The organism is Mucilaginibacter sp. (assembly GCF_028288185.1).
Classification (GTDB): Bacteria; Bacteroidota; Bacteroidia; order Sphingobacteriales; family Sphingobacteriaceae; genus Mucilaginibacter.
Genome location: NZ_JAQBOF010000024.1, coordinates 44,321 through 57,327 on the forward strand (window position 1 = coordinate 44,321; position 13,007 = coordinate 57,327).

Here is a 13,007-nt window from a genome sequence, read left to right on the forward strand (position 1 = left end):
AATAAAAAACATGAAAATAAAAGGAATAGTTGCGGCTACATTTTCGGCTTATAAGGCGGATGGCTCATTAAATATAGAACTTATACCTACATTAGTAGATAAGCTGGTAGCCGATGGCCTTACCGGTGTTTACATTTGCGGCACCAACGGTGAAGGCCCAAACCTGACTATTGAAGAACGCATGACTGTTGCCGAGGCCTATATTAAAGCCGCTAACAAACGGCTGTTAGTATTGGTGCATGTTGGCCATACATCTATCCACGAAAGTAAAAAACTGGCAGCACATGCCGCACAACTAGGTGCCGATGCCATATCATCAATAGCGGCGTTTTACTTTAAACCAAGTACTGTACAAAACCTGGTTGATTGCATGGCCGAGATTGCATCGGGCGCGCCGAACCTGCCTTTTTACTATTATCACATGCCAACTTTAACCGGTGTGGGTATGGATATGGTTGACTTTTTAAAATTAGGCGAAGAGAAGATACCTAACCTTGCCGGTATTAAATATACCGCTTCAACCCTGCATGAGTACCAGGCCTGCCTAGGTTATAAAAATGGAAAATTTGATGTACTATCGGGCTATGACGAAATGTTGTTGCCCGCCTTGGCAGTAGGCGCAGAAGGTGCTATTGGTAGTACCTATACATTTGCTGCCCCGGTTTACCTGCGTATTATTGAACTATTTCGCGCCTGTAAGATCGAAGAGGCACGTGCATTGCAGGCAAAGGTGATCGACTTTATAAGGGCCATTATTAAGCATCCATCAATTGCCGCGCAACGTGCCATTGTGAAGATGTTAGGTATTGATCTGGGTAACCCGAGATTGCCGTTAGTCGGCTTATCAGATACCGCATATAACGAGCTAAAAGCCGACCTGGAAGAAATAGGATTTTTTGATTTATTGAAAATGTACTCGGCGGTTAAGCAGATGGCTTAATAAATTATGCAGTGTAAAGGTAATGTCCTCTTACACTGCATAGTTTGATCCTGAATAATATTTAAGATTGATCAGGTCGTGTGGTATGGGTTTGGTGTTCCAGCAATTATGTATAGCCAATGCCGTACCCATAGCCGTTGCCTGCGCCATTGATGCGGCATAAACCTCTAACTGCGGGAAAGCCGCTGCCAGTAAATGCATAAACACCGAGTTTTTGCTAAACCCGCCGTCCACAAAAATGCGTTTTACGGGCGTATCTTTTAATACATAACCGGTAGATATCTTTTGCTTGTCTATCAGGTCATGCATTAACTTATAATAGGCAACTACATCCGGTTCAGACACATTGATATCATAAGGTATATTGCGGTATTTGATTACATCATGCCCAAATTCTTCTGCAATTTGTTTGATGCCCTGGTCATACTCATGCCCGCTAAAAAGACGGGATGCTTTTACGGGTTTACCTTTGTATTGAATATAGTTTAAACAATCATTAGCCAACTCTTCAGGTGTTAACGGCGATTGGTTAAAAGGATTTAAACTGATTGACCACGTACCGGTTGAAAGTAAAATAAAAGGTTCATGAAAACTCGCAAGGTACGGGATCAATGCTGCCGAGCTATCATGAAGACCAATGCCGGCTTGATACCAACGTCCATTAAAATACGATGGAATTCTTTCATCAGCCGGGGCAATTGGCGCCAGAATTTTATCAAGACCTTCTTGCTTTACCCAATCGTGGTAATCATTTTTCTCAAAATCCCACAGCGCGGTATGACAGCCAATACTGGTCATATCAGAGAAAGTTTTTCCCGTTAGCAAATAGCTCAGATACTGAGGTAAGTGCAAACCATATTCAATGCGCTTAAACAGCTCAGGTTTTTGATATTTGATGCGATACAATTGCAGGCCCGAATTCAAACTTTCCAAAGCCGGCGAAGCCGTTTTGAAAGCAATATCGGCCTCGTCGCCATAGGTATCATAAAATTTCTTTTTGATATCCTCCGGGTAGGGTTTCAGGTAATTGTACAGCGGCACTACCGTGTTACCGTCCTTGTCCAGATAGACAAAGCTGGCGCCGTAAGCCGAAAAGTTAACCGCCTTTACTTCAAATTGCTCCAGGCGGCTAACTTCATTCAATGCATCGAATACCGATTTTTTAAGCGTGTCCAGATTTTCGCAGGCAAAGCCGTCCTCATCAACTATCTCATTAAACCTGGCCGAGCGTTCAAAAACAATGTTATAGCTCTCATCAAAAAGAAAGAGCTTTTTATTCGTTTTGCCCACATCAAAAACCGCTATAACTGGTGTAGGTTGCATGCTATAAACCAGTTGCTACGGTTTTTGCGCCACGTTGTTTAATTAAGCTGTCGCGCACTGCCCCACTACGGTATAACCCTATCGGATCTAAAGCGCCGCCAGAACGTAAACGAGCCTCGGCAATTAACGAGCGTACATCGGTACGGTAAGCAGCCTGTAAGATCTCTTGAGCTTTGGCAACATCATTGTTTTGCTGTGCGTCAACCAATGCTTTGGTATCAACCAATAATGCTTGCGCGTAGGCAATTTTTATGGCTTCTACAGATTGTATCAAATCCTCGATCGGATCTTTTACGTTATGTGATGCGTCTATCATCCAACCAATACCAGTAGCATGATTTAATCCACGAGCATCCATGCCTTCAACCAGTTCATTAAATATCAGGAACAATTGGTATGGATTAATGCTGCCTACGGTAAGGTCATCATCGCCATATTTTGAATCATTAAAATGGAAACCGGCCAGCTTTTGCTCCATCAGCAATAAAGAAACTATTTGCTCTATATTGGTATTGGGCAGGTGGTGACCAAGGTCGACCAGCGTCAATGCTTTTTTTCCCAGTTTTGAGGCTAATAGGTGAGATTGTCCCCAGTCACCAATAGTGGTCGAGTAGAAGTTAGGCTCGAATGGTTTATACTCTATCCATACTTTCCAATCATCAGGCAGGGCAGCATAAATTTGCTGAAGGCTATCTAAAGTATTCTGGAACGCTTTACGAAAATTTAGTTGCCCCGGAAAGTTTGACCCATCAGACAACCAAACCGACAAAGCGTTTGAGCCCAACTCTACACCGTATTTAATTACTTCGATATTGTGTGCAATGGCCTGGTCGCGTACCGCTTTATCTGTATGATGTAATGAGCCAAATTTATAGCTCAGTTTAGCATCTTTCTGATCCTGGAAAGTGTTAGAATTTACCGCGTCAAAATGCAAACCGTATTGCGCGGCATGAGCTTTTATAGCCGTAGCATTTTCAGGGATATCCCAGGGGATGTGTAACGATATAGAATTGCTTGAGCGATTAAGCGCATGGATCATACCCACGTCACTTATCTTTTCCTCCAGATTACGAGGCTCACCACCGCCTGAGAAACGGCCAAATCGTGTACCGCCGGTACCTAAAGCCCAGCTTGGTATGGCAATGTTAAATGCCTGCAGTTTTTGCAGTACCTCATCCAGTTTAGTAACATCCTCGGCAACAAAATTAAATTTGCGCTGGTGGTCTTTTATATGCTGATGATTAAATTCATCAATTTTTTGCTGTTCCATAGTATATTATCTTACAAATGCAGCGGCAACACCGCCATCAACATTTAAAACATTCCCGGTTGATTTACCTAATAGCCCACCCGCAAAAGCAAAGCAAGCGTTGGCAATATCAACAGGTAAAATCACTTCATTTAATAAGGTGCGTTTGGCATAGTATGCAGGCAATTCAGCAACGGTTATGCCATAAGCCTTGGCGCGGCCTTCGGCCCAACCACCGGCCCATATATTACTGTCGCTAATTACCGCGTCAGGATTAACCACATTAACCCTAATCTTATCGCCGCCTAATTCTGCCGCATTTAGCCTGCTTAGGTGTAATTGAGCCGCTTTGGCGCTGCCATAACCGGCATTATTTGGCCCACTTACTAAAGCATTTTTACTTACGATATTAATAATGTCGCCGCCAATATCCTGTTTCTGCATAACAGCAGTAGCAGCCTGTGTTACCAGGAATTGTCCTTTCACTAATACATCATATATCAGGTCCCAGTCCTGTTCGGTATGATCGCCAATGGTTTTAGAGATAGATAAGCCGGCGTTGTTTACGATCAGGTCTATCCCGCCGAAAGCTAATATAGCCTGAGCTACGGCATCGGCAATTTGGTCTGCCTTGGTAACATTAAGTATCGCTGTAGTATAAGCGTCTTTGCCAAATAGTTTTTTAAACTCTTCGCCGGCACCTTCCAAACGTTCGGCATTCATATCATTTAGTACTACAACTGCACCTTCTTCGGCAAATTTTTTGGCGATAGCTTTACCTATACCACCCGCGCTGCCGGTAACCAAGGCCACGCGGCCCGATAAAGCTTTTGGCTTAGGCATACGTTGCAGCTTGGCCTCTTCTAGTAACCAGTATTCTATATTAAATGCCTCTTGTCTTGGTAAGGAGGTATAATCAGAAATAGCCTCCGCGCCCTTCATTACGTTGATGGCGTTGGTGTAAAACTCGGCAGCAACTCGTGCTGTTTGTTTGTCTTTAGCAAAAGTGAACATACCCACGCCCGGATATAAAATAACAACCGGGTTAGCATCGCGGATAGCAGGGCTGTTTGCATGCTTGCAGGTTTCATAATACTCGGTGTACATGGCGCGGTAAGCATCAAACGCAGGAGCAAGGCGTGTTTTAAGCGCTTTTACATCACTCAGATCCTCGTCTTTTCCAAGTTCCAATACTAACGGACTAATCTTAGTTCTTAAAAAGTGATCCGGGCAGCTGGTGCCAAGTGGAGCTAATCTGTCTAAATCGTTTGAGTTGATAAACTCTAACACACGCGCATCATCCGTAAAATGACCGATCATATTTTGTTTTGACGAGCAGAACCCGCGTAATATTGGCGCTAAAGCAACCGCTTGTTTTTTGCGACCGGCTTCGTCCAGGCTTTGTATTTTGGCACCGCCAAAAACTGGTCCTTTTTTGCCATAGTTTTGCTCCAGGTATTCGGCGCATTGTTCTATTACTTCAAGGGTATTGATATAGCTTTCATAAGCGGTATCGCCCCAGGTAAATAACCCGTGCGAGCCTAACATGATACCACGAATACCCGGATTAGCATCTAAACAGGCCTTTAATTGCAGGCCCAGTTCAAAGCCCGGTTTCTGCCATTCAACCCAACCTATTTTTCCTTTAAAAAGATCGGCGGTAATTTGCTTGCCATCTTTTGCTGCCGCTATGGCGATTGCCGCATCAGGATGCAGGTGGTCAATATGTTTAAAGGGTAAAAATCCATGTAGCGGGGTATCTATAGATGGCGCTTTCGAAGCCAGGTCATAAATGGTATGGTTAAACAACTCTACCATTTCATCCTCATGCTCCAACCCTCGGTAAACGTTTTTAAGGCTGCGTAATTTATCTACATATAAAGCCGCTAGCCCGCTTTTTTTCAACGTTCCAATGTCACCACCCGAGCCTTTGATCCACATTACCTCTACCGACTCTCCGGTCAATGGATCTTTCGCCATTGCTTTGCAGGAAGTATTACCGCCGCCGTAGTTGGTTAACCGCAAATCGGCGCCTAAAAGGTTTGAACGATATATGAGCAAAGCCACTTCATCACCGGCAAGCTTTGCAGCTTCCGCATCGTCCCATAAATAGCTTACATGCTTAAAAATTGTTTCTTTGATAGACATTATTTACTCGTTTTGTGTTGATCGTTTATTATTTAATTGCTTTAATTGCTGCTGTTTTTGGTGCTTCTTTATCCTTTAAATTATTGCCATAGCCTACCAAAACAACCGATAGTATAATGGTTACAATACCGATGATAAGGGTTGTAAATGCCTTATTGCTTACGGTTTTCCACTCTTTTAACACAATACCCCACATGTTAGCTACCAATATAATAAAGGCCATGTGTAGTATCCATGAGCTGGCACCGTTGCCTAATTTACTTTCGCCCATGCCATAAAAGAAGAATTGTAAGAACCAGGTTGTTCCGGCTAAAGCCGAGAAGATATAATTTTTCAATAACGGCGTTTTACTATCAGTATAATTACCAAATGTTTTGTTGCGGGCATTTAATATCATGCACCATATAAAGTTGGTGGTTAAACCTCCCCAAAGTATCACTATATAAGTAACGTTGTTTTTGTACAAGAAATTGGCGCTGTCTGTAATATGGTTAGCTTCTCTCCAGGCTGCGTTAGCTGCGTTTGCCATATCTGCCCCGGCATCAATACCGAAAGCGAAGCAAGCGCTTAATACACCCGATACAATGGCTACAAAAATACCCATACCAAAGCGATAGTCTTTATTTTCGTTAGCTACCGCGCCTTTTTTATTCAGGTCACGCTCTTTTAAAGTACCTGCACGGCCGCAAATAATAATGCCGAGAACGCACACCGCTATACCTATCAGCACAATCTGCCCCCAATGACTTGAAGCCAACATGCCAATGCTATCCTTACCCATTTTTGGGGCAAACTCATAGTAAATTGCCGGAACTAACGCGCCAAATACCGAACATAAACCCAATATAATGGTACTGCCTAATGATACACCTAAGTAGCGCACACCTAAACCATAAGTTAAGCCGCCTATCCCCCACAATAAACCAAAGAAATAAGTTAAACCAAGGATGCCGCCATTGGTAGCCTTAATGATCTCCATAAAATGCGGAACGGTTAAATAAGCCGCCAGCGGCGGTACGATCAGCCACGAGAAGATCCCGCCAACTATCCAGAAACTTTCCCAGGCCCAGCCTTTAACTTTTTTGTAAGGGATATAAAAACTACCCGAGGCAAAGCCGCCGATAAAGTGAAAAATTACACCGAAAATTACTTCCATATTTTTAAATTATTGCATTAATGTGCTAAAATGATAATTGCCCGAACCAACGTTTACCGCGGTATAACCCGCTATTTGATCGGCTGCTTTTGTAACCGGTTTTCCGTTTTCGGTAACCGCGTTATCGCCTTTTGTTGGTACGTAAACAGTAGCGGTGGTATTTGCCGGGATAGTTACATCCAGCGTTAAGTTACTGCCTTCAATTTTCCAATGTGACCTTGCTTTGCCGTAAGGTGTTTCATAATCTGCGGCTACGGTTGTTAAATTACCGCCAATGGTTGGCTTAATGATGATGCCTTTATAACCTACCTGGTCGGTCTTGGTGTCAAGGCCCGCAACCGTACGATACATCCAGTCGCCAATAGCGCCGTAGGCATAGTGGTTGTACGAGTTCATGGAAGGTACTTCAAGCGTACCGTCTGGATGTATGCCATTCCATCTTTCCCAAATGGTAGTAGCGCCCATTTTAATAGGGTATAACCATGATGGATAGTTTGGCTGTAGTAACAATGTAAACGCAACATCGGCATGCCCAAAACGACTAAGCGCGCTGCACAAATATGGCGTACCCAAAAAGCCGGTGGTTAAGTGGTTGCCGTAACGCCTAACGTTGTCTGCCAATCTTTGCGCCGCTTGCGCCCTTAAGTTCTCCGGCAGCATATCAAACTGCAGCGCCAAAACGTAAGCTGTTTGGGTATCAGATGATATCAGTCCGTTTGGTGTAACATACTCTTTAATATAAGCAGTTTTAACATCGGCAAGTAGTTTGGTGTAAGTCGCCTCATCATCGGTTTTACCTAAAACCTTAGCGGCATTTATCAGCAATTGGGTCGAATAAGCATAAAAGCATTGCGCTATTAAATATTTACTGGTGATGGCCGCGGTGCCATCGTTATCATCATTACGGGTGTAAAACAACCAGTCGCCAAAGTGGCCGCCGGTGTTCCAAAGATTATTATGACTTCTGCCTTTCATACAATCAACCCATGCTTTCATGCTGCTGTACTGATTGGCCAATATCTCTTTATCGCCATAAGCCAAATACATATTCCACGGAACAATAGTTGCCACGTCTGACCAGCCCGCGCTGCCGCCACCGCCTGATGGTTTGCCGTTGTCAAAAGCATCCGGAATAACATGTGGCACGCTGCCATCGGCAAATTGATCTAAAGCAACATCTTTTAACCATTTGGCAAAAAAGTTATGTGCGTTCATGTTATAAGTAGCAGTGCGCGAAAACACCTGCGCATCGCCTGTCCAACCTAAACGCTCGTCACGCTGCGGGCAATCGGTAGGGATATCAATAAAGTTCCCGCGTTGGCCCCATTCTATATTATGTTGTAATTGGTTGATCAATGGGTTTGAACAGCTAAATGTACCGGTAACCGGCATGTCCGAATAAACAGCTGTAGCCGTAAAATCCTCCGGTTTAATCTCGCCGGGATATCCTTCTATCCGAATATATCTAAATCCCTGCCAGGTAAACTGAGGCTCGAAAGTTTCTTCGGCACCACCTTTTAATATAAAGGTGTTTTGGCACTTGGCATCACGTAAGTTGTCCGTATAGAAATTGCCCACTTTGTCCATTACCTCTGCGTGCGATATCACGATTTTATCGCCGGCGTTACCTTTAACCTTAAATTTCACCCAGCCAACCAGGTTCTGTCCAAAATCAATAACCTTTTCGCCTTTTGGCGTGGTGAATATTTTAATTGACTTAAACACTTCATGCTTTTTAACAGGCTCGTTAACGGTAGCTATCAACATGTTTTTAGGATAGCTCTGTACCGCTACGGCAGCCCAGTTTTTATCATCAAATCCAGCTGTCGACCAACCTTTTTGCTCTTTCCGGGCATCGATAACAGAACCATTATAGATTTCTGCCGAACGCACTTCGCCGGTAGAAGTTTTCCAGGTATTGTCTGAGCCAATAACTGCCGTGGTGCCATCGGTAAAGGTTATGTTTAGTTGAAATAGCAACGCAATGTCTTTGCCATATATTTCGTGCCTGGTACCAATACCATAAATACCACGATACCAACCGCTTCCCAATGCTGCGCCTACAGCGTTAGCACCTGGTTTTAACAGATTAGTAACATCATAAGCCTGGTATTGCAGGCGTTTATTATAGCTGGTATAGCCGGGTGTAAGATAATCTGTACCAACACGTTGGCCATTTATATGCGCTTCGTATAAACCATGGGCTGTAATATAGGCTGTTGCAGATTTGATCTTTTTTGCGACAGTAAATCCTTTTCTAAAAAGAGGACTTGGCCGCGATGCTTCTTCGGGTGCGCTTTGTGTTATCCATTGCCCTTTCCAATCAGCTTCAGTTAATAGGCCCATTTGGAAAGAAGCCGTACTCCAACCGGAAGCCTTGCCTTTGTTATCCCAAACCCTAACCTGCCAGGTGTATTTTTGACCGGATTGTAATGGGCTGCCTTTATAAGTAATGTACATAGATTGATCGCCGGCTATTTTGCCGGGATTCCAAACCGAGCCCTTGCCTGCTTCTAATACCTTGATCTCGTAAGCGGTTTGCATTACGTCACGTGCGGTACCGGCATCTAACTGCCAGCTAAAGCGGGGAGACGGGGCATCAATACTATTAGGGTTTGGCAGATTCTCTGTCATTAAACGTTGAACCTTGACTTGCGCCATTGATATTTGCACGGCAAGTATGCCAATAAATAAAAAGAAAACTTTTCTCATTGTTATTTAAAAAAGGATGTATAATTGGTTAAGGCAAGTTAACAAAAATGATTTTGGTTAACCATCACCTACTGTCCTATTATTTAAGATGAAAAATTATCTAAAAATTATTCAGATAGATGAGCATTCTATTACCCCAAAGTACTTGCAGATCTGCAACAGCATATTGCGTGGTATTGAGGAGGAGAAGATAGAAAAAGACGATATTTTACCTTCTATAAACGATCTGAGCATCGCGCTGGAAGTTGCCCGTAACACCATAGAGCGGGCCTATAAAGAATTAAGAAAATACAATGTTATCAGCTCGGTTGCAGGCAAGGGATACTTTATAAGCAACACACAGTTTAATCAGCCTATAAAAGTTTTACTGTTGTTTAATAAACTAAGCAGCCATAAAAAAATTATTTATGATGCTTTTGCCGAGGTGTTGGGCAGTAATGCCGCTATCGACTTTTATATCTATAACAGCAATTTTAACTTCTTTAAAAAATTGCTTACCGGTAATATAGACCATTACTCGAAGCTAATCATTGTTCCGCATTTTACTGAGAGTACGGATAGTGCCCGCGCGGTGATCAATGAATTGCCAAAGGACAAATTAATATTGATGGACAGGCTGGAAAACATCACCGGCGATTTTGGCGCTGTTTATGAAAACTTTGAGCAGGATATTTATAACGCGTTAACGCAACTTTTAGATAAGCTAAGCAAGTACCATACCTTAAAGATCATATTCCCCGAACATAGTTATTATCCTAAGGAGATTTTAAAAGGCTTTATTAACTTTTGCAGGCAGTATGCTTTTGAGTATGCCACTATCCATGAACTGGCCAACGAAACTTTACAATCAGGCACTGTCTATATCAATTTAATGGAGGACGACCTGGTGGAGCTGGTAGAAAAGATCATCAGCAGTAAATTAAAGGTAGGCCAGGATATAGGCGTAATATCTTACAACGAAACCCCGCTAAAAAAGATCATCCTGAACGGTATCACTACCATATCAACAGATTTTAAGATGATGGGCGAGAAAGCCGCAGAAATGGCGCTGAATAACACCAAAGAACATGTGGCTATACCGTTTAAGGTTACGCTGAGGGATTCACTGTAGGAACGCGCGCCGTTGACTCACCCCGACTACGCTATGCTGGTCGGCCCTCTCTTCGTTGCGCGGAAAGAGGGCAACGCAAAACATTTAACAATAAATTTTAATAACCCTCTTTCCGCCGAAGGCGAAGAGAGGGTGGTCGAGCGCAGCAAAGACCGGGTGAGTTATCGCCGCTCTATAACGCCTTACTCAACCCTTCCCATTTAACCACCCATGATCCATCTTTTGGCCAGCCGGGCTGGTGTGCGTTTTTGTCGCCGTTCCAACCTGCGGTCATCATAGCTACGGCGTATAACAAGCCGCCGTTTGATGGAAAATAAGGATACGGGTTACCGCCGCCAACAAAGCCATGCTCATCAAAACCAAATTTAGGAGATGGGTGTAAAAGCATTTTCACGGCGTCTTTGGGGTGCCCTAACCTTGCAGCGCTCATGGCCACCATCGGGAAATCCCAGCCCCAGCATTTATCCCAGATCCAAACGTCCTGTACTTTTTGATAGGTTTTTTCCATGATAGCCAGATTGACACCATTGCCCGGTAAAACACCATATATCCCCATCAAGGCCGGATGCTCATAGTTAAACTTGGTCCACGGGTTTTCTATGTTTTCCCATTGCTCATACAAACTATCTTTCATCGGTATAGGCGATAAGTTTTTCATCACTTTATCCCACGTTGCATTGGGTTTTAATTTTAAGCGTTTGCGCCATTGCTGAGCCGTTTGCAGACCAAATCGCCAGTAAGAAAGATCAAATGCGGGGTTTTCAGTCGTAAAAATATCATTGTTCTCAGACACCACGCGTATGGGTGGGCCAAGTACATATTGGTTACGAGTCTTGTCAAAAAAAGCGTAGGTTGATAAAAAATTCGCGGTTTGCTCAACAACGTTATCCCATTTCTTTAGCGTTGCCAGCGTAGGGTGTGCTTTGTAATCCAGTTCGGCAAAAAATATGGGGTGCGGTTGTTGCCATACCAGGAAAGCATGGTTTTTGTCATCGGGCCATTCTTCGCCGTTAAATAGGTTGGGGCATTTAGGCCAGCGTGCACCCAGGTAACCCTGCCCGGCGGCTCGCTTCATGGCATATTTTAAGTTATCATTATAAACATGCAGACTGTTGTTCAACTCGGGCCAGCGGTTCCATAAAGCATAGTGGGCAGCGTGCCACCAATACATTTCGTAATGCGCCCGGCCAAACCAGGTATTGCTTACTAACCCGGTTTCCTGTGGTGGATATTTACCAGACGCGTTAATAGCCATATCATACTGCGATAGCACGATGCGTCTTTCTAACTCAAACCAACGCGCATCTTTACTTGCCGATAGGTCAATAGCGCCGCCGCTTTTCCAGAATGTTAACCAATGCGCGGTGCTGCCGGTAACAATTTGCGTAAATGATGGTATCTGGTAATTAATTTTGGTTGGCGAAAAATCAAAAACATATTCTATAGTCGAGCTCGAATTATCAGGCGATATAGTGTAGCGATGTTCTTTTTGTTTTGCTATAGTAGTATTGCTCGTCCATTGGCAGGCCACCTGGTAAGCTATACTATCTAACGTTCTGTCAAACAAAACGCTGTTTTTGCCGGTGGTTATTAATTGTGTTTGATGGGCTGTTGGTTTGTTATAATCAGAGGCATTGCTAAATATGGTTAAGTTACCATAAGGGAAATCAATAAACAGACTCAGCCTGCCTTGTTTAACCAGGTTCGATTCTATTTTAAAACCTACAATATCTTTATTGCCATCGCAAGCGGTCATAACCGTTACGTCCTCGCCTTCAACGGTGAACTTGATTTCGGCAATACCGGTCCAAAGGTTTAGGTGTTGAGTGGCGTTCTCAAAGTCTTTTACCAGCGCAATACTGCCATCAGCCTTTTTTATTTGCATACCTATCCTGCCCAAATTAATACGGTGCGGGTTGCTTGACAGCCAACCGCCCATAGCAGCCTGGTTAGGATCGGCCATTTCATAAGGCACCATGCGGCCATGCGTATCTAATAATGTCTTTTTAAACGATGTGAAAGTTAAACCCGCCGGTGGTTTAATGCTGTTCCATCCCCAATGCGATAGCGTTGCATATTTATCAGTGAATGATTGCATGCCCGTAGCATCAAAATTATAGGCGAAGCTGCCGTTGCCCACCTGCGTTGGGCCAGACATTTTTGTGCCTTTTATAAATATATCATGGCGGCTAACTAAAGCCTTACGATCTATGGTGCCGGTTTTTACTTGCTGCGCGATGAGGGCGACATTAAAAAACAAACAGATAAAAAAAGCAGGTACAGCTATTTTACGCTGGTAACGGCAAAAGGCATTCATAAGTTGGCGTATTATATTGGTTTACAATAATATGGTTATTTCAAAGATGTA

8 protein-coding genes are annotated in these 13,007 nt (G+C 43.5%); 2 read left to right on the forward strand and 6 right to left on the reverse strand.

Annotated elements, in window-relative coordinates; all coding sequences use genetic code 11:
• The first annotated feature begins 10 nt into the window (after positions 1–10).
• Positions 11–940, forward strand: a complete 930-nt coding sequence (locus JWQ34_RS09360) for a dihydrodipicolinate synthase family protein (RefSeq protein ID WP_299356822.1) — start codon at positions 11–13, stop codon at positions 938–940.
• A gap of 30 nt (positions 941–970) precedes the next feature.
• Here the strand turns inward: JWQ34_RS09360 and JWQ34_RS09365 are convergent, their stop codons facing one another.
• From JWQ34_RS09365 to JWQ34_RS09385, 5 genes are read right to left on the reverse strand one after another with little or no spacing between them, the layout of a single operon-like run.
• Positions 971–2,263, reverse strand: a complete 1,293-nt coding sequence (locus JWQ34_RS09365; RefSeq protein ID WP_299356824.1) for an FGGY family carbohydrate kinase — start codon at positions 2,261–2,263, stop codon at positions 971–973.
• Between the two features lies 1 nt (position 2,264).
• Positions 2,265–3,533 carry an L-rhamnose isomerase gene (locus tag JWQ34_RS09370; protein ID WP_299356826.1) on the reverse strand — a complete coding sequence of 423 codons (1,269 nt, stop codon included), beginning with the start codon at positions 3,531–3,533 and terminating at the stop codon, positions 2,265–2,267.
• A 6-nt stretch (positions 3,534–3,539) separates the two neighbouring features.
• Positions 3,540–5,660 carry a bifunctional aldolase/short-chain dehydrogenase gene (locus tag JWQ34_RS09375; RefSeq protein WP_299356828.1) on the reverse strand — a complete coding sequence of 707 codons (2,121 nt, stop codon included), beginning with the start codon at positions 5,658–5,660 and terminating at the stop codon, positions 3,540–3,542.
• 28 nt (positions 5,661–5,688) lie between these two features.
• Positions 5,689–6,816, reverse strand: coding sequence for an L-rhamnose/proton symporter RhaT (gene rhaT, locus JWQ34_RS09380; RefSeq protein ID WP_299356830.1), 1,128 nt, complete (start codon positions 6,814–6,816; stop codon positions 5,689–5,691).
• A 9-nt stretch (positions 6,817–6,825) separates the two neighbouring features.
• Positions 6,826–9,528 (reverse strand): glycoside hydrolase family 78 protein, encoded by a 2,703-nt coding sequence (locus tag JWQ34_RS09385; RefSeq protein WP_299356832.1) that lies wholly within the window; start codon positions 9,526–9,528, stop codon positions 6,826–6,828.
• A gap of 88 nt (positions 9,529–9,616) precedes the next feature.
• On the opposite strand from JWQ34_RS09385, the gene JWQ34_RS09390 reads away from it, so the two are divergent.
• Positions 9,617–10,639: a GntR family transcriptional regulator gene (locus JWQ34_RS09390; protein ID WP_299356834.1), complete on the forward strand. Its 1,023-nt coding sequence runs from the start codon at positions 9,617–9,619 to the stop codon at positions 10,637–10,639.
• Positions 10,640–10,811: 172 nt separating this feature from the next.
• On the opposite strand, the gene JWQ34_RS09395 is transcribed toward JWQ34_RS09390, so the two are convergent.
• Positions 10,812–12,956: a hypothetical protein gene (locus JWQ34_RS09395; RefSeq protein ID WP_299356836.1), complete on the reverse strand. Its 2,145-nt coding sequence runs from the start codon at positions 12,954–12,956 to the stop codon at positions 10,812–10,814.
• Positions 12,957–13,007: the final 51 nt, after the last annotated feature.

Coding starts and splice junctions, on each gene's coding strand:
- rhaT (WP_299356830.1), bottom strand. CDS start 6,816: ATGGAAGTAATTTTCGGTGTAATTTTTCACTTTATCGGCGGCTTTGCC.
- JWQ34_RS09360 (WP_299356822.1), top strand. CDS start 11: ATGAAAATAAAAGGAATAGTTGCGGCTACATTTTCGGCTTATAAGGCG.
- JWQ34_RS09375 (WP_299356828.1), bottom strand. CDS start 5,660: ATGTCTATCAAAGAAACAATTTTTAAGCATGTAAGCTATTTATGGGAC.
- JWQ34_RS09395 (WP_299356836.1), bottom strand. CDS start 12,956: ATGAATGCCTTTTGCCGTTACCAGCGTAAAATAGCTGTACCTGCTTTT.
- JWQ34_RS09385 (WP_299356832.1), bottom strand. CDS start 9,528: ATGAGAAAAGTTTTCTTTTTATTTATTGGCATACTTGCCGTGCAAATA.
- JWQ34_RS09370 (WP_299356826.1), bottom strand. CDS start 3,533: ATGGAACAGCAAAAAATTGATGAATTTAATCATCAGCATATAAAAGAC.
- JWQ34_RS09365 (WP_299356824.1), bottom strand. CDS start 2,263: ATGCAACCTACACCAGTTATAGCGGTTTTTGATGTGGGCAAAACGAAT.
- JWQ34_RS09390 (WP_299356834.1), top strand. CDS start 9,617: ATGAAAAATTATCTAAAAATTATTCAGATAGATGAGCATTCTATTACC.